The organism is Methylophilus sp. (assembly GCF_035460085.1).
Lineage (GTDB): Bacteria > Pseudomonadota > Gammaproteobacteria > Burkholderiales > Methylophilaceae > Methylophilus.
The window spans coordinates 1-23350 of the sequence record NZ_DATHWZ010000061.1 but is presented as its reverse complement, the minus strand read 5'-3'; the positions used below and the strand labels follow the sequence as shown (position 1 = coordinate 23350).

At 50.0% G+C, this 23350-nt stretch carries 22 protein-coding genes and 1 tRNA gene; 8 read left to right on the top strand and 15 right to left on the bottom strand.

Annotated elements, in window-relative coordinates; all coding sequences use genetic code 11:
- Positions 1–211: 211 nt before the first annotated feature.
- The 8 genes from VK958_RS08600 to VK958_RS08565 all read right to left on the bottom strand — a co-directional run bounded on the left by VK958_RS08600 (position 212) and on the right by VK958_RS08565 (position 7718).
- Positions 212–475, bottom strand: coding sequence for a hypothetical protein (locus tag VK958_RS08600; protein ID WP_325240730.1), 264 nt, complete (start codon positions 473–475; stop codon positions 212–214).
- A gap of 70 nt (positions 476–545) precedes the next feature.
- Positions 546–1043, bottom strand: a complete 498-nt coding sequence (gene lysM, locus VK958_RS08595; RefSeq protein WP_325240728.1) for a peptidoglycan-binding protein LysM — start codon at positions 1041–1043, stop codon at positions 546–548.
- Between the two features lie 236 nt (positions 1044–1279).
- A complete protein-coding gene (locus tag VK958_RS08590) occupies positions 1280–1882 on the bottom strand; it encodes a PqiC family protein (RefSeq protein ID WP_325240726.1) in 603 nt (200 codons plus the stop codon).
- A 14-nt stretch (positions 1883–1896) separates the two neighbouring features.
- Entirely contained in the window at positions 1897–3639 is a 1743-nt protein-coding gene (pqiB, locus tag VK958_RS08585) for an intermembrane transport protein PqiB (RefSeq protein ID WP_325240724.1), read from the bottom strand.
- On the bottom strand, positions 3620–4933 hold the full coding sequence (locus VK958_RS08580) for a paraquat-inducible protein A (protein WP_325240722.1): 1314 nt from the start codon (positions 4931–4933) through the stop codon (positions 3620–3622). Before VK958_RS08580 ends, pqiB begins: the two co-directional genes overlap by 20 nt.
- Positions 4934–5101: 168 nt before the next feature.
- Complete coding sequence (locus VK958_RS08575) at positions 5102–5242, bottom strand: DUF2474 domain-containing protein (protein WP_325240720.1); 141 nt, start codon at positions 5240–5242, stop codon at positions 5102–5104.
- A gap of 13 nt (positions 5243–5255) precedes the next feature.
- On the bottom strand, positions 5256–6272 hold the full coding sequence (cydB, locus tag VK958_RS08570) for a cytochrome d ubiquinol oxidase subunit II (protein ID WP_325240718.1): 1017 nt from the start codon (positions 6270–6272) through the stop codon (positions 5256–5258).
- Positions 6273–7718: a cytochrome ubiquinol oxidase subunit I gene (locus tag VK958_RS08565; RefSeq protein ID WP_325240717.1), complete on the bottom strand. Its 1446-nt coding sequence runs from the start codon at positions 7716–7718 to the stop codon at positions 6273–6275.
- Between the two features lie 348 nt (positions 7719–8066).
- On the opposite strand from VK958_RS08565, the gene VK958_RS08560 reads away from it, so the two are divergent.
- The 3 genes from VK958_RS08560 (at position 8067) to VK958_RS08550 (ending at position 12228) form a co-directional block, all read left to right on the top strand.
- Positions 8067–10385 carry an FdhF/YdeP family oxidoreductase gene (locus tag VK958_RS08560; protein WP_325240715.1) on the top strand — a complete coding sequence of 773 codons (2319 nt, stop codon included), beginning with the start codon at positions 8067–8069 and terminating at the stop codon, positions 10383–10385.
- Entirely contained in the window at positions 10375–10707 is a 333-nt protein-coding gene (locus VK958_RS08555; protein WP_325240713.1) for a hypothetical protein, read from the top strand. The genes VK958_RS08560 and VK958_RS08555 overlap by 11 nt, the downstream gene beginning before the upstream one ends.
- Positions 10708–10794: 87 nt before the next feature.
- Positions 10795–12228 carry an aminotransferase-like domain-containing protein gene (locus VK958_RS08550; RefSeq protein ID WP_325240711.1) on the top strand — a complete coding sequence of 478 codons (1434 nt, stop codon included), beginning with the start codon at positions 10795–10797 and terminating at the stop codon, positions 12226–12228.
- A gap of 236 nt (positions 12229–12464) precedes the next feature.
- Here the strand turns inward: VK958_RS08550 and VK958_RS08545 are convergent, their stop codons facing one another.
- The 4 genes from VK958_RS08545 to VK958_RS08530 form a co-directional block, all read right to left on the bottom strand.
- Positions 12465–12767, bottom strand: coding sequence for a hypothetical protein (locus VK958_RS08545; protein WP_325240709.1), 303 nt, complete (start codon positions 12765–12767; stop codon positions 12465–12467).
- Positions 12764–13255, bottom strand: a complete 492-nt coding sequence (locus VK958_RS08540; protein WP_325240707.1) for a hypothetical protein — start codon at positions 13253–13255, stop codon at positions 12764–12766. Before VK958_RS08540 ends, VK958_RS08545 begins: the two co-directional genes overlap by 4 nt.
- 28 nt (positions 13256–13283) lie before the next feature.
- Complete coding sequence (locus tag VK958_RS08535) at positions 13284–13829, bottom strand: hypothetical protein (protein ID WP_325240705.1); 546 nt, start codon at positions 13827–13829, stop codon at positions 13284–13286.
- Between the two features lie 159 nt (positions 13830–13988).
- Positions 13989–14064, bottom strand: a tRNA-Asn gene (locus VK958_RS08530).
- 229 nt (positions 14065–14293) lie between these two features.
- On the opposite strand from VK958_RS08530, the gene VK958_RS08525 reads away from it, so the two are divergent.
- Complete coding sequence (locus VK958_RS08525) at positions 14294–14860, top strand: hypothetical protein (RefSeq protein ID WP_325240703.1); 567 nt, start codon at positions 14294–14296, stop codon at positions 14858–14860.
- A 76-nt stretch (positions 14861–14936) separates the two neighbouring features.
- Here the strand turns inward: VK958_RS08525 and VK958_RS08520 are convergent, their stop codons facing one another.
- A complete protein-coding gene (locus tag VK958_RS08520) occupies positions 14937–16151 on the bottom strand; it encodes a pyridoxal phosphate-dependent aminotransferase (RefSeq protein WP_325240701.1) in 1215 nt (404 codons plus the stop codon).
- Between the two features lie 163 nt (positions 16152–16314).
- Complete coding sequence (locus tag VK958_RS08515) at positions 16315–17334, bottom strand: trypsin-like peptidase domain-containing protein (RefSeq protein ID WP_414683872.1); 1020 nt, start codon at positions 17332–17334, stop codon at positions 16315–16317.
- 155 nt (positions 17335–17489) lie between these two features.
- Between VK958_RS08515 and uvrB the strand changes: the two genes are divergently transcribed.
- The 4 genes from uvrB (at position 17490) to VK958_RS08495 (ending at position 21347) form a co-directional block, all read left to right on the top strand.
- Positions 17490–19523: an excinuclease ABC subunit UvrB gene (gene uvrB, locus VK958_RS08510; RefSeq protein ID WP_325240699.1), complete on the top strand. Its 2034-nt coding sequence runs from the start codon at positions 17490–17492 to the stop codon at positions 19521–19523.
- Positions 19520–19807, top strand: coding sequence for a SemiSWEET transporter (locus VK958_RS08505; protein WP_325240697.1), 288 nt, complete (start codon positions 19520–19522; stop codon positions 19805–19807). The genes uvrB and VK958_RS08505 overlap by 4 nt, the downstream gene beginning before the upstream one ends.
- Before the next feature lie 100 nt (positions 19808–19907).
- A complete protein-coding gene (gene galU / locus VK958_RS08500) occupies positions 19908–20777 on the top strand; it encodes a UTP--glucose-1-phosphate uridylyltransferase GalU (RefSeq protein ID WP_325240695.1) in 870 nt (289 codons plus the stop codon).
- Positions 20778–20792: 15 nt separating this feature from the next.
- Complete coding sequence (locus VK958_RS08495; RefSeq protein ID WP_325240693.1) at positions 20793–21347, top strand: hypoxanthine-guanine phosphoribosyltransferase; 555 nt, start codon at positions 20793–20795, stop codon at positions 21345–21347.
- A 122-nt stretch (positions 21348–21469) separates the two neighbouring features.
- Here VK958_RS08495 and VK958_RS08490 read toward each other — a convergent pair whose 3' ends face one another.
- On the bottom strand, positions 21470–22927 hold the full coding sequence (locus tag VK958_RS08490) for an acetamidase/formamidase family protein (protein ID WP_325240691.1): 1458 nt from the start codon (positions 22925–22927) through the stop codon (positions 21470–21472).
- Between the last annotated feature and the right edge of the window lie 423 nt (positions 22928–23350).

Here is a 23350-nt window from a genome sequence, read left to right as displayed (position 1 = left end):
AAGTGTTATTAGCGTCCAAAACCGATAACGTGGCAATTTAAATTTTCCAGTAAACGCTGCAAATCACGGGGCAGTGTACATGAAAAATTCCTGGGGTATAGCTGGGCCAGTTGATTAAGAAAAGCAAAGGTTTACTAACGAAAGTTGCGTGAGAGGCAATAAAAACCCGCATGGAAATGCGGGTTGTTGGTGTGCTTACATCCGATCAGGCTTAGTCATCCGATACCGCTTTTTCAGTCGCTTCGGTGGTTTCTTTAATCTGCGCTTTGGCAGCCGCTGCTGCTTCTTTCGCGGCCTGGACAGCATCTATTGCAGCTTCTTTGGCTTCACTCGCTGCCTGCTCGGTATGCGTTTTTGCCGATTCAAGCGCTTCTTCGACCTTGGGTTCTTTTTCACCACAAGCGACCAGCAAAGCGCTGCTCAAACCGGCGATGATCAATAAACGAACAAGTGAAGATCTGGAAAAAGAATACATAGTAAGTGCTCCTAATTTAATTTATCTACAGTTGGCAATGGTTGCTCACAGCAATCACGCAAACCATGATTTATTCCGGGATGCGTAATGCCTGGCCAGGATAAATTTTGTCAGGGTTGCTAAGCATAGGCCGATTGGCTTCGAAGATTTTCATGTAGGCATTGGCGTTGCCATACATTTCTTTGGCGATCCTGGATAATGTATCGCCTTTGACGACGGTGTAAAACCTGGCTTCCGGCTCTTTGCTTGGTACATATAATTGGTCCTGAACAGCTTCAACGCCAGATACGTTGCCGCAACATAGCAGAATTTTTTCCTTGATTTCCTGTGTATCTACATTGCCTTGCACAATCACTGTGCCGCTAGCCCCGTCAAATTTGATGTCGTAGCCTTCAGTTGGCAGATTATTTTTTGAAATGTAATTCTGGATGGCCTTGGCGGCTGCGGCGTTGGCGGCATCGACATTGACCGGGGTTGGCGTGTTGGCGGCTGTTTCCTGTGCTGCTTTGGCTTCTCCCGCCCCAAACAGTTTTTCACCGGCTTCTTTGATAAAAGAGAATAAACCCATTACCTGCTCCTGACTTTTTTATTGTGAATGGAAAAGTCATCATAGCAAATAGAGGGTGTTGCCACTAGCTTGGCATGGAAACCCCTTCCGGGAGTGCTTTACTGCTCATGGGCGAATGCAGAAAATATCCCCAGGGATGGATGCGGATTGCGAGATAGGTAACGACTTTTAGTTCATCAGCGATTGTTAGTTCAGCGATTGTTAGCCGAGTTATGCTACGTCCAAATATTTGACCCTTATGGCATGCGCTGGATTTGCGCAGCAATCTGCTCGCTCAGCAAGTCAAGGTTGCTTCCCAATGCACGCACCAGGGCAGGGTACCCACTTTCGCGCAAGGGTGTGCTGAATTTGAATGACTGGTGTTGTAACGGCGTGAGGTCAGCTGAGAGCAGTTGCCACTGGCCACTGAGCACCGCATAGCCCTGCATTTGTCCGTGGAACTGGTCTATGGTGAGCTGCAGGCTGGTGGTTTTTAACGGCGCACCAGGCAGCGGGTCAACCACCGCGGTATCCGCCAGGCGGCTGGAGAGCCGGCTGCGCAGGCCGCGGCGTAACTCTTGCGACAGGTTATCCACCCATAAATGATCGCGTGCCGGATGTAGGGTGATATCGTCCAGTTGTACCACTATCCTGTCACTATCCAGGTAATCAGCCAGCTGGATCTTGTTGAGTACCACTGTTTTCGAAGCCGATTTATCTTGTGTCGCACCCGCTGAGGTGGGCACTTCAGGCAGGCTGTAACGTTCGCTTTTCACTGGCGGATTGGATTTTAAGCATGCGGACAGGCTGCATGCCAGGATTAACATCAGGCCGGTGCGTAAATGGTTTGTCGTCATCATGTGTGCAGTCTTTCTTACGGGTTGGCCGATGCCGGAGGCACTTGCTGATTTGCCGGTGCCTGCGGTATAGGGTCATTGCCAGGTTTACGGCCAAACAGCACGGCACTGGGTTCTTCATTCAGGGTACGCGCCAATGGCTGGATATCACGCAGGGCTTTGTCCAGGCGTTGCAAGGTGGTCGTCAGTTCCTGGTAAGCAGGCGAGTCTGGTGACAAGCCTTTTAGCGTCGCCTGTAATTCCTGCATGGTTTTATTCAGGTTGGCAGGCATCTGCTGCAATTCAGGCTGGCTGATAAACTGGTTGACTTGCACACTCAGCGCGCGAATCTCCTTCATCGTGACTTCGGATTGTTGCAGGTTTTTATCCAGGCCGGAAAGCACGGGTTCAACCTTCAGGTGATTGAGCTTATCCAGCAGGTCAGACAGTTTCTGTTCGATCTGCGCCAGGCTGGTAGCACTGGTAGGTAATACCGACAAGCCTTCAAAGCGCTCGCGCTTATACGGTTTGTATGTTTTTTGATCCATATTCAGATCCACATACACCGACCCGGTGAGCAGGTTGCCGGATTTTAAAGTGGCATGCAGCCCGCGCTGTAACATATGACCGATGCGGGTTTTCCATTCCTCCAGGTTGGCCTGGCCGTTGTCAGCCAACCGTCCTGGTTCGAGGTGGATCAGTACTGGAATCGCATAACGGAAATCTTTTTTACGTTCCGGCGAGTTGAATTTCCATGGCACACTCATCACGGTACCAATACGCAAGCCGCGGAACTCTACAGGTGCACCTTTGGTCAGGCCGCGCACGGTGTCATCCACCAGCAGCACATATTCAATGTACTGGTCATAGGTTTGCTGGCGCGCGGCTTCTTCATTGGCAAATAACTCAAACGTGGTTTCAGAGCGCACCGGCTGCCCCATCGGGATATCATCCGGATGACCAAAACTGACACCGCCGGCAATCAGGGACTCCACTGTAGGGATATTGGCCCTGAAGCCTTGTGCATCCAGTTTCACGTCTATGCCAACGGCTGTCCAGAAACGCGAATTCTTGGTGACTAAGACATCGTAAGGGTGCTCGATAAACAGTTCGTGCTGCATTTTGCGCTGCTTGGGGTCAAAGTTCGCGCTGACGACACGGCCAACGCGCAAACCCTGGTAAGTCACCGGGTCGCCTACACGCAAGGCATTGCCGACTTTTCCCTCCAGGTTCACATGTACACCCTTGGCGCCATTCAGTGAAATAGGGGGTTGGTCGAGTACAGTGAACTGGTCAGTTTCTTCCAGGCTTTTGCCAGGTTGCAGTTGAATGTAAGAACCGGAAATCACGGTGTTCAGGCCACTGATGCCTTCCAGTCCGATACGTGGTTTGACTACCCACAACTGCGTATCTTTCACGAGCATGGGTTGTGCTTTTGGTGTGATGCGCGCGGTGACTTCGATATGGGTAAGGTCATCCGACAGAGTGACCTGCTCGATCTGGCCGATATCGACGCTATGCACCTTGATCTTGGTTTTACCGGCTTCGATCCCTTCGGCATTGGTCATGGAGAGCGTGATCTGTTTGCCGACCTTGGTGTAATTGTCATACATCAGCCACAAGCCGATCAGCAGGGCGACGAAGGGCACGATCCAGATCGGCGAGATGCTGACCTGATTGCCCACTTTTGCCAGCGGGTGGTCGTTGCCTGCCGGATTATCCGCTGGCGGATTTTCGTCTGGCTGATGCTGTGGTGGCTGATTATTGGATGACTCTGTCATATTGTTTTTTTCCTTGGATATCCCATAACAGGCGGGGGTCGAATGCCATGGCTGCCAGCATGGTGGTAATCACTACCGCGCAAAAGGCGAGTGCCGCAGGGCCAGGTAACACCGACATCAGGTTGCCTGATTGTATCAGTGCCACCATGATGGCCACGACAAACACATCAACCATAGACCAGCGGCCTATCAATTCGGTGATACGGTAAAGCGCGGTTTTTTGCTGTGCGTTCAACGGGCCGGGGCGGCGTGTCAGCCAGAGCAGCAGCGCCAGTATCAGCATTTTGATGATAGGCACCAGCACGCTGGCTACGAAAATAATGACTGCCACCGGTTCTGAGCCGTGCTGCCACAACTCTATCATGCCACCTATGATGGTGGATGCATGACTCTGGCCCAGTGAAGTCGTGATCATCATCGGATAGGCATTGGCCGGTATATAGAGAATGGCAGCCGTCATCAGTAATGCCCACGTGAGCTGCTCGCTATTCGGCTTGCGTACGTATAAATTGCTACCGCAACGCTGGCAGACGTAATTAATATCGCTGGCCGCGCTTTTGCTACTTCTGCGAGTGTCCGAAGGCAGGGTATTGATCAGGCCGCAGGTTTTGCAACCTGTGACATGTTGCTCGGCAGCATTGATACCGCACTGGATATCGGTATCCGGTGGTGGCTCTCCTGCCAGCTTGAACCAGAGCAAGTCAATATCTACCGAGCGGGTGGTCATCAGCAACAGCAAAGCGAACACACAGTATGCCCAGAATGAAGCCCCCAGCTGTACTTCACCTATGTCCGTCAGTTTGACCAGGCTGACCAGCGCGGCAATGATAAATACATCTGCCATCATCCATGGATGCAGGCGCGAGAACAGGCGTGCAATCACATCGCTGTATGCGCGCGGCACTCTGCGCAACAGATTAGCCTGCATCAGTATCACGCCGACCAGGTATAACCCCGGCAGTATGATCGCAGTGCAACTGACGATGAACGCGACCAGTGGCTGGTTGACACTCACCAGTGTGGCGGCTGTTTCGGGCAACGCAATCTGGCTATCCAGGCCATTGGTATCCATGCTGATAAACGGGAAGGCGACAGCGATCAGCAGGCTGAGTAAGGCGGTGGTCGCCAATGCGATACTGCGCTGCACGGGGTGCAAATGCCTTCTTGCCAGCACATGACCACAGCGTGGGCAACTGGCGTCCTCACCCGGCCGTAACACCGGAATGGCGCTCACCAGATCGCATGCACTACACGCACGTAGTCGCCGCCATTTGATTTTTTGCTGGGCAGTCATTTAGCTTGGGTTAAGTCAGGTATGGGTTTAAAGGCATGGTAAACGCGTTGGATTTGAATGCGCAAGCATATTCCATATTGTTATGCGTGAATATTAATCTTTAGGGATTGACCGTAGAACATCAAAAAAATTCTCTGCACGGCCGACTTCAATTCTTTTACGAGTAGGTCAACTATAAAAGCCTGCAGCTTTCATCAGCAGTTTGATGATCAGGCTGATGACCGTGAGGGCTGCAATACTGGCAAGCCAGATCAGCAATAGCCAGCCTAATCTTTTACCAAAACTGTTTTTCTGTTTTGTGCCGGTCATTTACCTGCCTTCATCAATGATAAGCATCATCCGGATTCACTTTGCCACGGAAAACGTAATAAGCCCAGCCGGTGTAGATCAGGATGATAGGGATAATGACCAGCGCACCTACCAGGGCGAACATCTGGCTTTGCGGCGGTGAGGCCGCTGCATGGATCGATATGTGCGGTGGAATGATGTTGGGCCAGATGCTGATCCCCAGCCCGGCATAGCCAAGCAGGATCAGGCAAAGCGTATAAATGAATGGCGTGGTTTCAGATTTCTCTTGCAGTGATTTCTGTAACCGGTAAAAGAAGAATACCACCAGTAATGGCACCGGCGATAATAGTAATAAGTTGGGCATGGTGAACCATCTCTCGGCAATGCCGTGATCCATCAATGGTGTCCAGATACTGATAATGACAATCGTCGCAAACAGCAATAATGAGATCTGGCGTGACAGTGTGTAGCAGGTTTTCTGTAAGTCACCAGATGTTTTCATGATCAGCCAGGTACAGCCCAACAATGCGTAAGTCACCAGCAAACTCAGGCCGGTGAAGATTGAAAAGGGCGATATCCAGTCTAATGGCCCACCGGCATAAGCATCGTTGACGACTTTAATCCCTTGCAGATAGGCCCCTAGCGTCATGCCCTGGAAGAAGGTCGCTGCAATTGAGCCACACAAAAAGGCTTTGTCCCAGAAATGCCGTTCTTCATCGGTCGCCCTGAACCTGAATTCAAACGCCACCCCGCGGAAAATCAGCGCCATCAGCATGAAGAGCAATGGCAGCGAAAGCGCGCTCAAAATCACCGAGTAGGCGAGGGGGAAGGCTGCCAGCAACCCGGCGCCACCCAGTACCAGCCAGGTTTCGTTGCCATCCCATACCGGCGCCACGGTATTCATCATCAGGTCGCGGTCATGCTTTTCCTGAAAAAACGGGTAGAGGATACCGATGCCCAGATCAAAGCCATCCATGATGATGTACATCATGATGCCGAATAAAATGATGATGGCCCATACCAATGATAAATCCAGTGATAAGTCCATCATTTATTGATCCTTTTTATCAGTAGGGCCAGGCGCTGCTGGCACTTTGTTATCCGGGTGAAATTCTGGCGCAACTGCAAACTCATCCACATCGGTCGGGTTGATAGAGATAGCATCGCCTTGCAATGCTTCTCCGGTTTTCGGGCCGATATTAATCAGTCGCAACACATATATGGTGCCCATGCCGAATAGCGCCAGATAGATCACCACGAATAAGCTCAGGGTGAGTGCGACTTCGCTGGTCGTATGTGGCGTTACCGCATCTGCGGTGCGTAACACGCCATAGACTACCCATGGCTGGCGGCCTATTTCGGTGGTGTACCAGCCCGCTAATATGGCAATCACTCCGGCTGGTCCCATAGCAATGGCGAATTTCTGGAATTGGGTGCTCTGGTACAACCGGTTTTTGACACGCAACCATAACGAAGTCACTGCCAGCAAAATCATCAGCATCCCCAGGCCTACCATCAGGCGGAAGGTCCAGAATACAATGGTGGCATTGGGTCTATCCTGAGCCGGAAAGTCTTTCAGTGCCGGAATTTGCTCAGTCAGTGAATGGCGTAAGATCAAGCTGCCCAGCACAGGGATTTCAACCGCAAAATGCGTTTTTTCTTGTGCCATATCCGGCCAGCCAAATAAGACCAATGGCGTTGCCTGACCTGGCGGATTTTCCCAGTGGCCTTCAATTGCAGCGATTTTGGCGGGTTGGTGCTTGAGGGTATTCAGGCCATGCAGGTCACCGATCACGGCCTGCATAGGCGCGAGCAATAATATCAGCCATAAGCCCATAGACATCATCTTGCGCACGCCAGGATTGTTTTTGCCTTGCAGTAATTGCCACGCACCCGCAGACACGACGAATAACGCGGTTGCCAAATAGGCGCCGACCACCATATGCACCAGGCGGTAGGGGAAAGACGGATTGAAAATAATCTTGAACCAGTCCACCGGGATCACTTTACCAGCGACCAGCTCAAAGCCTTGCGGGGTATGCATCCAGCTGTTGGAGGCTAATATCCAGGTCGCTGAAACCAGGGTGCCAATCGCTACCATTACCGTAGACGTGAAGTGCAGGCCGGGCCCGACTTTGTTCCAGCCGAACAGCATCACGCCTAAAAAACCAGCCTCAAGAAAAAAAGCGGTCAATACTTCATAAGCAAGCAGTGGCCCGGTGACGCTGCCAGCCACAGAGGAAAAACCAGCCCAGTTGGTGCCGAATTGGTAGGCCATCACCAGGCCGGACACCACGCCCATGCCGAAACACAACGAAAATATTTTGACCCAGAAGTGGTACAGGTCGAGATACACAGTATTTTTGGTTTTTAACCAGCTGGCTTCAATCACCGCGAGATAGCTTGCCAGGCCGATGGTGATTGCCGGGAAGATGATATGGAACGAGATGGTGAACCCAAACTGGATTCTTGCTAACGTTAATGCCAAATCAGACATTCTTATCCTTTATAACGCGTTTGATGCTAACGGCTATCCACAGGGCAGGCTAAATCATGCTTCATGAATATTATCAGAGTGCCCAAGGTTATTACATTGAGCAGATTTGATTGGTGATAGTTGCATGCATACTAAAAGTTTGCTGCTTAAAGCTTTTAAGGCTGGGTAATAGATAACTGTGCTCTAAAAATTTAGCATTTCTGTATCTGTTTTCCTTGCATTAGCTGGCTTAGGATGGGATTCATCATTCATCCGTTTGCGATTTCTGGTTATCACCCACTACATCCATCCCAGATTTAGCCGTTATTAAGGTTTTTCACCAGAAAAATTTGCCGAACAGCAGGAACTATGTCTCAACCAAAAGCCACAATCAAGCCATACCATCACCCTGCCGCAGGTTGGGGAGCACTCAAGCAAGTAGCCGCGCAACTCGCCTTGCAGAAGATTCCTGTGAAAGGCGTACTGACCCTGCTGGCGCAAAACCAGCCGGATGGCTTTGATTGTCCTGGTTGTGCCTGGCCGGATAAAGAACATACCTCGACTTTTGAGTTCTGCGAAAACGGTGTGAAAGCGGTAGCTGCTGAGGCCACCAACAAACGGGTTCACCCCGAGTTTTTTGCCAAACACACGGTGACCGAGTTAATGCAGTGGAGCGATTTCGACCTTGAAAATGAAGGCCGTTTAACCCACCCGATGCGCTACAACCCGGTCACAGATAAATACGAAGTTGTGTTATGGGATGATGCTTTTGCCTTGATGGCTGAGCATTTGAATGCCCTGGCAGACCCGGATGAAGCGGTATTTTATACCTCTGGACGTGCCAGCAATGAAGCCGCTTTTCTATACCAGCTGTTCGTACGTGAATTCGGTACTAATAACTTCCCGGATTGTTCTAATCTTTGCCATGAATCCACCAGTATTGCTTTGCCGCTCACCGTCGGTGTTGGTAAAGGCTCCGTGACCCTGCAGGATTTTGAGCATGCCGACACCTTGCTGATCTTTGGCCAGAACCCGGCTACCAATCATCCGCGTATGTTGGGTGAACTGCGTGAAGCCGCCAAACGTGGTGCGCGGATTGTCGCTATTAACCCATTAAAAGAGCGTGGCCTTGAGCGTTTTGCCGACCCGCAAAGCCCGTTCGATATGCTGTCTTTCAAAGGCAGCCAGATCAGTAGCCTGTTTATCCAGCCGAAACTGGGGGGGGACCTGGCGCTGATCAAGGGCATGATCAAGTTTGTCATCCAGTGGGATGATGTAGCGATAGTCAAAGGTACAGAGCGCGTGGTAGATGTGGATTTCATCGCCCAGCACACCAATAATTTTGAAGCGATTGCCGCTGACGCGCGCCAGGAAAGCTGGGACGTGATTGTTGAAGAATCCGGTGTGTCATTAGCACAGATCGAAGAAATCGCGCGTATCTATGCCACCGGTGACCGTGTAATTTCCACCTGGGGCATGGGTATCACCCAGCACAAACATGGTGTGGCGACGATTAAGACGTTAGTGAATTTAATGTTGCTGCGCGGTAATGTGGGTAAGGAAGGCGCTGGCCTGTGTCCGGTGCGCGGCCACAGCAATGTGCAAGGTAACCGTACTGTTGGCATTTACGAAAAAATGCCGCTGGAATTCCTGCAAAGCCTGGATCGTGTATTTGATCTGAATGTACCGAAAACGCCAGGTTATGATGCAGTCGCCTCAATTGAAGCGATGATAGACGGCAAGGTGAAATTCTTCTTCGGCCTGGGCGGTAATTTTTCGATTTCCACACCCGATACCGATCGCACCTGGGAAGGCATGCGCAATTGCGAACTGACCGCACATGTGACCACCAAGCTGAACCGCAGCCACCTGGTGCATGGTAAAGAAGCGCTGATACTTCCATGCCTGGGACGAACAGAGATCGATACTCAGGAAACCGGTCCGCAGGGCGTCACTGTTGAAGATTCCATGAGCATGGTGCATATCTCCTACGGTATGAACAAGCCAGCTTCACCACAACTGCTATCCGAGCCTGCCATTGTCGCCCGTCTGGCACATGCCACGTTGAAAAACAGCAAAATGCCATGGCTGGAATATATAAAAGACTACAGCAAGATCCGTGACATCATCGAACAGACGATGCCGGTAGCCTTCAGGGATTACAACGAACGCATTAAAACACCAGGTGGTTTCCGCATGCCGGTGCCTTCCAGCCAGCGCATCTGGAATACGGCTTCTGGCAGGGCTGAATTCACGGTGCAGGCCATTCCGGAAAACTCACCTATCCACCAGGCACGCGAGCAATATGGTGACCAGTTGTTTGTGTTGATGACCACCCGTTCACATGACCAGTACAACACCACTATCTATGGCATGGATGACCGTTACCGTGGCGTCTTCGGCCAGCGTCGCGTCATTTTCATGAACCCTGGTGATATTGAGCGACTTGGCCTCAAGGCAGGGGATTGGATCAACCTGGTCAGTGTCTGGCAGGATGGCATCACCCGCCGCGCAGATAACTTCATGGTCGTTTCATACGACATTCCGCAAGGTTGCCTGAGTGGCTATTACCCGGAGACCAATAACCTGGTGCCGCTGGAAAGTGTGGCTGATGATTCGCGTACACCGACGTCAAAATCTATTCCGGTGATCATAGAAAAAGCATCTGAGGTGGCCAATGCTGCTTGATCACGACCAATATGATGTCTCAGTGCAGGATGGCATCAGTGTTGATCATCCTGACCGGATCGACCCTTCACCGTTAGATGCCAGTGCAGTGCGTATGCTGGGCATCCTGGCTTTACTGCATGCAGAGCATGCACAAGGCCGCACGCAAGTCTCACTGGCAGTCATTTGCAAACGGCTTGAATTACGCATGAGTACGCTACAACGCCTGATGACAGCATTAAGCGAGCAGCAACTGGTTGATGTCGTGACCCAAAAAGAGCGCCTGGTCGCAGCCCTGACCCCTGCAGGCGAAGAAATCACCCTGGCTTTGCAATCCGCCTAAATTTCAGCAACTGGTCGGCCAGGTCAGCCGCACCATGTATCGCTGACGTATAATGGCTGGCATCAGCGTCCCTCCAGCCTTGCCACCATGAAGCTTTATGTCTCGTTTGCCGCACGCATACGCGCAATGATCGATGAAGGCGTTTTGCGACCGGGAGACAGAGTCCCTTCGGTGCGCCAGGCCAGCCAGAAATATAGTCTCAGTATCAGCACCGTGCTACGCGGTTATCTGTTACTGGAACAGGAAGGGGTCATCAGTAGCCATCCGCAGTCAGGCTACTACGTCACCCCTCGCAAACGCCTGCAGCAGAAACAAACCTCCCCGCTGGCAAAAGATATCAACTTATCCGAAGTCGATGCCAGCAAACTGGTCCTCACTACGCTCAAATCCATACGCGAATTCGGAACGGTGCCTTTAGGCTCGCCATTCCCTGATCCGCAACTGTTTCCCCTCAAGAAAATTCACCAGTATGAAAAAGCCCTGACTGATGACCAGGGTGAGTGGGGCGTGCTAAGTGACCTGCCGCCAGGCAACGAGATGCTACGCCAGCAGATTGCCAGGCGCTACCTTGCCAATGGCATGGATGTCTCCCCGGATGACATTGTGATCACGCATGGGGCTACCGAAGCCATCACCCTGTGCCTGCAAGCGGTGGCCAAAGCAGGGGATACCATTGCGCTTGAATCTCCGGGTTACTATGCGCTGGCCCATACTGTGGAGCGGCTGGGCATGCGCGTGGCAGAAATCCGCACTGACCCTGAATCCGGTATTGAACTGGATGCGTTGCGCGCTGCCACCGATAATGTGCGCATCGCCGCAGTTATCCTCACCAGCAACTTCCAGAACCCGCTGGGTTTTGTGATGCCAGATGCCAAAAAGCAAGCCTTGGTGGAGTTTCTGGCAGAGGCGCAGATTCCGCTGATTGAGGATGATGTGTATGGTGAACTGTATTTCAGCGAGCAGGCGCCTTTGCCAGCCAAGGCCTTTGATCGTCACGGCATGGTGCTGCATTGCGCGTCATTCTCCAAATCGCTGGCGCCCGGCTATCGCGTAGGCTGGACCGCTGCCGGCCGTTACCGACAGCAAGTGGAACAGCTGATGTTCCTCAACAGCCTTTCCCTGACCTCCGCGCCACAGATCGCAATCGCCAAGTTCATGCAGCGCGACAGCTTTGAGCAGCATCTCAAGCAGTTACGCCACACCCTGCGTTCAAATTATGTATTGATGCGCAACGTGATAGAGCAGAGCTTTCCGGCAGGCACAACGCTTTCAGTGCCGAAAGGAGGGTATGTGATCTGGGTCAAACTGCCGGAAGCGCTCGACGCGCTGGCACTCTATCGCGCCACCATCGACAACGGCATCACCGTGGCACCGGGTACCATCTTCTCACTCAGAAAAGAACTGACGCATTATATTCGGCTTAACTTCAGCCATTTATGGACTTTAACCATAGAACAAGCCGTGCGGGATGTAGGTGTGATTGCCTGCGAGATGCTGGCATCAGAAAAACTGCCGCAGTAGGCGTGTTCCGAAAGTTGAAAACTTGAAAAGCAAAAAGCCTTGTATCTCTACAAGGCTTCTTTTATTTGGCTCCTCAACCTGGGCTCGAACCAGGGACCTACGGATTAACAGTCCATCTGTGAAATATAGGTTCTGTAAGGGTTTGCGGGCTATTCCTGTTCCGCAAGACTCTTATTTATGTACTGTTTAAAGCCGCGGTTTTCCTAGATTGTCATTTCTTTTGCGGAACAGAGTTCTTATTTCTCCGATTCAGTTAACTCTTTCTTGAATTCATCAATTGAGGTAATAAGACCTTTTTTTAATTCTTCATTTTCTAAAATATGTTCAGACATGAATTTAATGAATTCAAATAATCTTGTCGTCGGAATTATTAAATTTGCAAAAGCAATTTCTTTATCGTCAGCAACTTCTTGAGTTAAAGTTAATCTTGAAACATTAAATCCAATTCCAATATTTACAATTTTATCCACGAATAAAGTTTCAATATTGCTTAAATCAATACCATCTTCAGAAGATGGTGATTTTTTTGCTTTCGTCATTTTTGATCTCCATGTTCGTGTTCGGCAGTGGTAGAAACAAAGAAAAAGTTATCCGTTTTTTTCCCGAGTATCTTTTTATCTGAGATTTCGAACGCATGTTTTTGATTAATATTTGAATTAAAAACGACGTCTTTTATATTCATGTCTATACTTAAAAGACTATCTGCTGAGACGTCCGAAGAGATAGAGTAAACAGTTTTCTCATATATCTTATACTCTGCTTTAGAGTGGGCAGGTTGTTGTTCATGTATGACTTTTAATGAAATAGACGGTTCAAGTCCCATGCCAAGCAAAAGGTCGCTTAATGTTTCAATCGTCCAATTTCCTGACGAACCTAACCATCTAGTAATTTGTTCAGGTTTTTTCCCGACTCTTCTCGATAAAGAAGCTTTTGAGATTTTCCCTAATTTTTCCTGCCTTGCAAATTCGGAAAGTACTAAGGCATGAATCTTATTACTCAGGCGTCCACGAAAATAAGCGAGCATCATGGGAGAGCATTCAGCTTCCTGTTGAATGTCAGACGAGGTAGGTATTAGTGAGGTAGTAATTGGGATAGTCATTGATATTTTCATCCGTGATTGGTTCATGAGCGGGAAATAGGTTTCTCCATTCGGTTTTACATCCTACAATTGCATCTCTCCAAGCTCGTGATTCTGGACCTCCTAAATCAGTTCTATTCCACAAAGTAAGTGCAACAAAAGTATCCTTTTCAGCGAATCTACCAAATACTCTAATGCCTGGCTTTGGGTCCCTACTTCTAATTTCCCATACCTCTTCAGAGCGCTTATATAATTGTTTTATATAGGCAGTTGCTCCTTTTCGGAATGGTCTTTCAGCGACAGCGATTATCTCTCCATTAATGAATCGATCTAAATCTGCATGTAGATAACCACATCTCTCCCCCCACAATGGATCTTCCCATGGGCCTGTCAATATATTGTTAATTTCTTCAGAAACATAGACTTGTCTCAGAATAGAGCCAAAGCTTGGGGGCATCAGTGGAGCAAGTTTAAATAATCTTTGTTCACTAACTCTATTTGTTATTTCATCTGATATTGACATATAAGTCAACCCCGAGGTTCGTTTTCTGTTTATTGTGCAACAGGGAGAAAAAAGCTAGTTAATTTTTAGATTCTATCTTATGAAGAGCTCTTTGCGGAATTATTGATATATTGCGGAACAAAGCAAAAGGCCTTGCATCTCTGCAAGGCCTTATTTATTTGGCTCCTCAACCTGGGCTCGAACCAGGGACCTACGGATTAACAGTCCGGCGCTCTACCGACTGAGCTATTGAGGAATCGGTACGTCGTTTGAAGGCGCTATATTACTGAGACCGTGCCCCTTGGTCAACCACTTTTTGCGAATTTCTCTATATTTTTCGATGTGTAGTTTAAATGCCTGTTTTGCCCGTCAGGCGGTGATAAAAGTCAAGGGGCTTGCGTGGATGAATGGATGTTTTGTTACCCGAACGGGTCAATTTTTTATTAGGCCAAGGTCGTTTATAATGACGGCAACGGGAGATTACTATGCGTACTGTATTGGGAAAAGTGACCGGTCTGACCGGTGTGGCAGAAGTTGTTGATCAGCATGGTCAGCATCGTTTACTGAAAGCGGGCGATACCTTGCATGAAGGTGACCAGTTAGTCACGTTGGCCGGCACACAGGTTGAGATGCAGGCGGCGAATGGTGAGCAGGTGCAATTTGCCGAGCAACAGGCCATCAAGCTGACTGAAGCCTTATCAGCGACCTCGGATGTGGTGGATATCAGTGAGCATGCCGTCAACCCGGCGGTGATCCAGCATGTACTGGCTGCATTGCAGTTGAATGATGCGATTGAGCTATCGCCACCACTGGCATCCATGCTGCAGGAAGAGGGCACAGCGTTTGTCTCCATCGCGCACAATTCCATTACCGAATCAACATTGCAACGTGATGATGCATTGAATATCCACGATGTATTGATCACGGGGGAAACGCAGGTGATTGCAGCTTCTACCGTGTTGCCTATCACCGAGCTTGCTGATTTGATGACGCAAAGCGCTGGCGATATTGGCTTGCCCGGCAGCCCGCTAAAAGACTTCCTGAGCGATTAACCTGAACGATTAAGATGAGAGTGGATAATAAAAAAGCGCCGTCAGGCGCTTTTTTATTTAGTGCGGCTTATCAATATTAAACCTGCAATGCTTTCTCGATTCTATCCAATGCTTCGCGCAGGTTTTCCATGCTGGTGGCAAACGAGATGCGGAAGTAACCTTCGGCGCCGAAAGCAGAGCCAGGCACCACGGCGACGTTGTGTTCTTCCAGCAAATACTCAGCCAGTGCCATATCGGTCGTTTCTTTGATTTTGCCAGCTTGATGCAAGTTGGTGATTGCCTGACGCGCATCAGGGAATGCATAGAAAGCACCACCGGCCATCAGGCAGCTTAAGCCAGACATGGCGTTGAAGCGGTCAACCACATATTTGTGGCGCTCTTTAAAGGCAGCGACCATCGGCTTGATACAGTCCTGTGAACCACTCAGGGCGGCTTCTGCTGCATACTGGGAAATCGAAGTCGGGTTGCTGGTGGACTGGCTTTGCAGGATTTCCATTGCTTTAATAATATAAGCCGGGCCAGCCGCATAACCGATACGCCAGCCAGTCATGGAATAAGCTTTGGAAACACCGTTCAATACGATACAACGGTCTTTCAGGCCTGGCGCTGCATTCAGGATGTTATGGAATTTCTCGCCGGTCAGGTTGACATGTTCGTACATGTCATCCGTAGCAACCAGCACATGCGGGTGCTTGAGCAACACTTCGCCCAACGCCTTTAGTTCTTCTAATGAGTAGACTGCGCCGGTCGGGTTGGAAGGCGAGTTGAACATCACCAGTTTGGTGTTGCTGTTAATGGCTGCTTCCAGTTGTGCCGGCAATAATTTAAAGCCTTGTTCAATGCCGCATTCGAGGATCACCGGTTTGGCTTCGGCCACCATGGCGATATCAGCATAGCTCACCCAGTAAGGGGCTGGAATCACGACTTCATCACCAGGGTTCAGCACTGCCAGGCATAGGTTGAAGATCGTTTGTTTGCCGCCAACACCGACAATCACTTCATTCACCGCATACTCAAAACCGTTTTCGTTTTTAAATTTGTTGACGATGGCTTTTTTCAGCGTCGGGATGCCGCTGACGGGCGTGTATTTTGTGTAGCCTGCATCAATCGCTGCTTTGGCTGCATCTTTGATATGCTGCGGCGTATCAAAATCCGGCTCGCCTGCGGCCAGGCCAATGATAGGACGGCCTTCAGATTTATACCTGGCGGCTTTGGCAGTGATCGCCAAAGTAGGGGATTCTTTGATGGATAAAACACGTGCAGACAGCACGTTGGCGGCAGGTTTGCTCAAAATGGCTTCCTTGTTGATCGGTATGTGCACAAGCAGGCATGCGGTGCCTGCAAAAAAATGAAAAACGCAACATTTTACGCAAAAACGACTTGGCCTGGAAGGCAGTATGTCAAGTTTTTGAACGGATTTTTAGGTTAATTAAATCGCTAGTAGCAGTTGTGATTCACTGTTTCTGGCAGTTTTTCTCGCAGCTAAGGTAATTCTGGTAAACCGACACCAGCAATGGGTCGATTTTCTGCAGTTCTGATTCAATATCTTTCACCGTTTTGCTATCACCCAATTGCTGGGCCACTTCACCGCGCCTGAACCAGGCCTCGACAAACTGACCATCCAGACTGACTGCTTTCTGGTAGGCGGTTGCGGCAGCATCGAACTGTTTCAATGATTGCTCAGCCAGACCAAGACTGAACCAGGCATCGGCATTGCTGGTTTCATGTTGGGTCCATTGCGCACTGATTTTCTCCATATTTGCCCAATCCTGGCGTGATTCGGGCACCGCTGCCTGCATGTAATAAGGCTTTTTATCTTCGTCTTCTTCCCATAACGCTTTGCCACGCACGGGAAACTCGGTGCTGGCGGGCATTTTTTCCAGGGTTTCCAGCCATTCCACTGGCAATGCAAAATGGATGCTGCGGCCATAACCCGCTGTTTTGAAAGTGTTGATGCCCACCAGTTTGCCATCCATATCAAATAAGCCGCTACCGCTGGCACCCATCAGGAATTTAGCGCTGCTGCGTATCATATTGCCGGAAGGAGTCGAATAAAGCCCCTGGATCTCACCGATGGAGGTAATGGGAGCGGGTACACCGTTGGAGTGGCCAATGGCGCTGATCTCCTGCCCACGCATCAATGCATAACTATTGCCGCGTACCACGGGTTTTAAAGGCAGGCTTGGCGCGGTGACCAGGCACAGGTCATGCCAGACATCGGCGCGCACTGTGGTGATCGGGTAAGTGTCTTCTCCCCGGGAAACCCAGGGTTGTTTGGTGGCCCGGAGCACGTGGCAATTGGTGACCACAGTATGGTCAGCGACTACCACGCCCGATCCATAGGCCATGCCACCATCTTCATTGTAGCCACGGATCATGACCACGCCGAAATAGGCATCCATGAGTGCCTGCTGGTTATAAGCCTGAGCAGTTGTGGAGAGTAGGGCGATAAATACCGTTAACAAAAGCTTCAAGCGATTCTCCAATGGGTTTTTCAGGCATCGTGAACAAGACCTTGTTTCAGCCGTAAAGTTCTGTTTTTTCCTGGCACTGCAAAATGTAAATCACGCGCCTGGTGAACTAAAAAAGGTTAAAATGACACTATTATTTATTTCATCAGATTGTTTTCGTGATCGTCACCTTTCCAGGTAGCAAGTTTGAGTTGCATCAGCCGTTTCCACCGGCCGGGGATCAGCCTCAGGCCATAGAAAAACTGACTAAAGGCATTGAAGACGGGTTGAAGTTCCAGACCCTGCTCGGCGTGACCGGCTCCGGTAAAACTTATACCATGGCCAACGTCATTGCGCGCACTGGTAGACCTGCCATCGTGATGGCACCAAACAAAACCCTGGCTGCCCAGCTCTACAGCGAATTCAAGGAATTCTTCCCAAATAATGCGGTGGAGTATTTTGTCAGCTACTACGACTATTACCAGCCGGAAGCGTATGTGCCGTCACGCGACCTGTTTATTGAAAAAGACTCCAGTATTAACGAACACATCGAACAATTACGCCTGGCAGCAACCAAGGCGTTGCTCGAGCGTGAAGATGCGGTGATCGTTGCCACGGTGTCGGCGATTTACGGTATCGGCGACCCGGGCGAGTACCATGGCATGGTGTTGCATGTGCACCAGGGCCTCAAAATCGAGCAAAAAGACATTGTGGCGCACTTGATTGCGATGCAATACGATCGCAACGATTTTGACTTTGGACGCGGTAATTTCCGTGTGCGCGGTGACATTGTGGATGTGTTCCCGTCCGAGAACAGTGAAACTGCGGTGCGCATCAGCATGTTTGATGACGAAATCGACAGCATCCAGCTGTTTGATCCACTGACCGGCCAGGTATTCAATAAAATCCATAATTTCCGTATTTTCCCATCCAGCCATTATGTGACGGCGCGGGAAGCGACGGTGCGTGCGATGGAAACCATTAAAGCTGAATTACGGGACAGGGTAAAGGTCTACCTGGGAGAAAATAAACTGGTAGAAGCGCAGCGGATCGAGCAGCGCACCCGGTTTGACCTGGAAATGCTGAATGAGATCGGCTTCTGCAAAGGCATTGAAAACTACAGCCGCCATCTGACCGGCCGCAAACCTGGCGATCCTCCACCCACATTGATTGATTACCTGCCGGAACATGCGTTGATGATCATAGACGAAAGCCATGTGACGGTGCCGCAAATCGGCGGCATGTACCTGGGTGACCGCTCACGCAAGGCAAACCTGGTGGATTACGGCTGGCGCTTGCCTTCGGCGATGGATAACCGTCCGCTCAAGTTTGAAGAGTTTGAACGCATCATGCGGCAGTGCGTGTTTGTTTCAGCCACCCCGGCCGATTATGAAAAAAATCACCAGCAGCAAGTGGTGGAAATGATCGCACGCCCCACCGGCCTGATTGACCCGAAGATCATTGTCAAACCGGCGGATACGCAAGTCGATGATTTACTGGGCGAGATCAGGGAACGCGTGGCCATAGGCGAACGTGTGCTCACTACCACGCTGACCAAACGCATGGCAGAAGACCTGACTGATTACCTGTCTGAGCATGGCGTTAAAGTGCGCTACCTGCATAGTGATATTGAAACGGTGGAACGCGTGGAAATTATCCGCGATTTGCGTCTCGGAGAGTTTGATGTGCTGGTGGGTATCAACCTGTTGCGTGAAGGCCTGGATATCCCTGAGGTATCGCTGGTAGCGGTGCTGGATGCGGACAAGGAAGGTTTTCTGCGCTCAGAACGCTCGCTGATACAGACCGCAGGCCGTGCAGCTCGTAACTTGAATGGTAAGGTAATTTTTTACGCCAACAAAATTACGCGTAGTATGAAACTGGCGATGGATGAATCTGATCGGCGGCGGACGATTCAAGAAGCTTTCAATAAAAAGCATGGCATCATTCCTAAAGGTGTCACCAAACGCATTAAAGACCTTATTGAAGGCGTGTACGATAAAGATGAGGCACACCGGGAACGTAAAGCCGCGCAAGAGCAGGCCAGCTACGAGAATATGAGTGAGAAAACGCTGACTAAAGAACTTAAGCGTGTAGAGAAAGCCATGCATGACGCGGCCAAAAATCTGGAATTCGAGAAAGCAGCCCAGTTCCGTGACCAGCTGAAGAAACTCAAGGTACAGGCATTTGGTGCCGAAGTAGAGGATTTGAAGTGAGTGTGCTTAACACTTGTATTGGTTCGATCGCCGCCGTATGCACTACGGTAGCATTTGTGCCGCAGGTCATCAAATCCTGGCGTACGCGTGATTTAAGCGGGATATCGTTGCCTATGTATACGATTTTCACGCTGGGTGTGGTTTTGTGGCTGGTTTATGGAATATTGATACGCGATTGGCCGGTGATTATTGCCAACGCGGTTACCGCATTATTGGCAGGGCTGGTTCTTTTGTTAAAATTGAGGTCTCTTAGATGGAAACCTCTCAAATTGAAATCATTCTGAAATTGAAATCAATTGCACCGCTTGGATGTCAGATTATTTTTTTGCTTCATTTGCAACTCTTTTTCGATTATTTAAAACTAGAAATTGTTAGGATACGACCATGAAAAAAATTACAAAAGCAGTATTTCCTGTTGCCGGGTTAGGCACCCGGTTTTTACCGGCCACCAAAGCCAGCCCGAAGGAAATGCTGCCTGTGGTTGATAAACCATTGATTCAATATGCGGCTGAAGAAGCGATTGCTGCTGGTGCCACTGAGCTCATTTTTATTACCGGGCGTAACAAACGTTCGATTGCCGACCACTTTGATAAAGCCTATGAGCTTGAAGCCGAGCTGGAAGCAGCGGGTAAACAGAAATTGCTGGATATCGTGCACAGTATTCTGCCTAAAGGCGTCAGCTGCGTCTTTATACGCCAGTCACAAGCCTTGGGTCTGGGCCATGCGGTGCTATGTGCCAAACCGGTCGTCGGCAATGAGCCTTTTACCGTGTTGCTAGCTGACGACTTGTTGTGTGGTGATGTTTCCATCACCAAACAAATGGTCGATGTTTATGAGCAACACCAGTGTTCAATCCTCGGTATTGAAACCGTGGCCCCAGAAGAAACCAGTAGCTACGGCGTGGTAGATGCAGTAGCAGAAACCGATGATCTGCTGTTAGTGAAAGGCATGGTTGAAAAACCGAAACCGGAAGAAGCGCCTTCCAATCTGGCAGTGGTGGGGCGTTATGTATTAACCCCACGTATTTTTGAATGCCTGGAAAAGGTAAAACCAGGAAAGGGTGGCGAGATCCAGCTGACTGATGGTATCTCGGCTTTGATGGAGTTCGAAAAAGTGAAAGCCTACCGCTACAAAGGCAAACGCTATGACTGCGGCAGCAAACTTGGCTTTATGCAGGCTAACGTTGAACTGGCATTACAGCACGATGAGATTTCCGGCAGCTTCAGGGAATACCTGAAAACACTGGATTTTTAATCCAGCATTAAGTCAATGCAAGACCCGACTACCCAGCCGCCAGACTATTGGCTCACGCATTCTGACGTCATTTTTACTGAAGCTGACGTCACACAGGCGCTCGATCACATAGCGCAAACATTGCATGAGAAATTGGCCGGGCAATCAGTGCTGCTCTTGTGCGTGATGCGCGGCGGACTTTACCTTGCCGGGCAGTTAATGCAAAGGTTGCAACTACCCGTGCGTCTGGATTACCTGCAGGCGAATCGATACCATGGCACGTCTGGCAGTGAGATTGTGTGGGCCAAGGCCCCAGAGTTCGACCTGAGCGGGCAAACCGTCGTGGTGCTGGACGATATCCTGGATGAAGGCATCACTTTGGCTGAAGTCGTGCGTCACTGCCAACAGGCCGGTGCCAAACAAGTGCTGACGGTTGTGCTGACTGACAAAGACAATGGCATTGCCAAACCACTGCAGGCAGATGTGGTTGGCCTGACTGTGCCGAACCGCTATGTGTTTGGTTGTGGCATGGATGTGTATGGATGGTGGCGAAACCTGCCTGAAATCCGTGCATTAAAACAAGACAGCTAGCATTAATGCTGATTAACAAAGAGGTCGATGGTTAAGCTATTTGCAAAACAATCGACCTCTTTGTGTTTCCTGGTCAAGTAACCGGGCTGATATTCTGCTCCCGTGATTGACCAGTCCTTCAATCAGGTTTTGCGTGGGGGGAAAATACTTTTTTTCACTAACGCATGCACACCCCAGTTGCCGTCTACCACTTGGGTGATGCCAAAATCGACTGCAATCGACATCAGTGAAATAGCCTCATCTTCGCTTAATCCTTGCGTGCTCATCAGGAAATCGCGCATCTTGCGATAGGCATCACGCAAGGCTAAATCCACTGAGGACTTCGCAAAAATACTGTTTTGCGCATCTGCACCCAGGTCAGCCAGGTAGTTAGGGTAGCTGAAGCCATGCAACAACCATTCATCCTGCGTTTCCAGCAATGGATATTTCAGGCTCTCCAGCGGTGTGCCGGGCAAGCTGGCTTTCTTGTGCAGAATCAGCTGGAAGGTGCCTGTGAGTGAGCATTCGATGGCGGTACCACACAGTTCTGAATCTCCTTGCGAAGCATGCGGATCACCTACCGAGAACAAGCCTCCGCTTACCGAGACGGGGTAATACAAGGTAGCCCCTTTACCAATGCGCCAGTTGTCTATATTGCCGCCGGTGTAGCTAGGCGGAATAGAGTTCACCATATCCGCTTCGGCAGGGGCGACGCCCATGGTGCCAAAGTGTGGGCGGATAGGCACCCGCACATTTTTCAGGACATTGTGGTTTTCCTGGATGGTCTTGTGGTCCACCGGTACGCCTGGGTAATCAATGATTGGGTGTACCACGCCAAAAGGGTCTGTTTGCGGTGTCCAGCGGAAGTTATAAACTGCACTGGCGTAGTTTCTTTCGCCGGTCGCATCGACTTCATAAATCGTGATGACTTCGCGTTTTTTCGGCTCTTCAACCGTGTCGCCATAGTGAAAGCCCCACCAGGCGGCCGCATTACTGCCAAATGCCTTCCCTTTGTATAATGGATTAGCGCTGGCTCTTGGTGTGACATCTACAATCCGCACTTCCAGTATATCGCCTGGCTCAGCGCCCTTGATGGCAACAGGCCCCGTGCAGATATGCACGCCCAAACCACCACCGGCGCCCACCTTGGCATTCATGGCGCCAATCCCACGACGGTCAACGCCCTTGCGCTTGCTGTCCCAGTAAAACACACTTTCAGCACCAGGATCACCGCGCACCATACGTTCGGCGTCATCATTGGCGTGATGGGTGAGGGTTTCCAGCGTGACATAGTCGCCGGATTCAACTTCGATCAACGGTTTGAGTGATTTGCTGAAAAATCCCCAATGCACGGTTTTATCGTTGGCTGGCACATAGTAATGACTGGCCCGACCGGCGCCAGCACCTACCTTGGGGCTTTGCGCAAATGCACTTTGAGACATCGTAATTCCCAATGCGCCCAGGGCTGCGGTACTGCCGCCGACAGCAAATGCATCTTTCAGGAATGATCGCCTGGCCTCATGAAATTCTTCTTTGATCAACCCCTCGTTTTCCGGGGTGACGCCATGATTACAACCGGGACTGCAAGTATGTTCCGCCATTTTGAAAGACTCCACTGAGTTAAAAATACATAAAAACTTTATTCAAAATCCCTGCCGATTTTGAATGGATAGTCGTGGGCGTATGGCGGGTTATATGCTTGTTTTAACTGCATAGGTTGACCATCTGCCAAGCGTATTAATTGTGCTCGTTCATGGCACTATGCTCGCACCTAAGCTGTTGTTTATTAATACGTTAAACAACGTAGGACAATTTGAACTAGTCTTTTAAGGTTTAGGCTATGGATGGATGTTAAGAGGGGTGAGTTTAGAAAATATTAAGTTTGCAAGTTGCTATGCAATCTGGAGGCTCTGGGAGATTTGCTACGAGATAAAAAGAAAAGGCACCCTTTAACAGGTGCCTTAAACTCGGAGATACCATATATTCCAAGAATCGGGGATGGGGCTGTTTCGCCCAGATTGAAA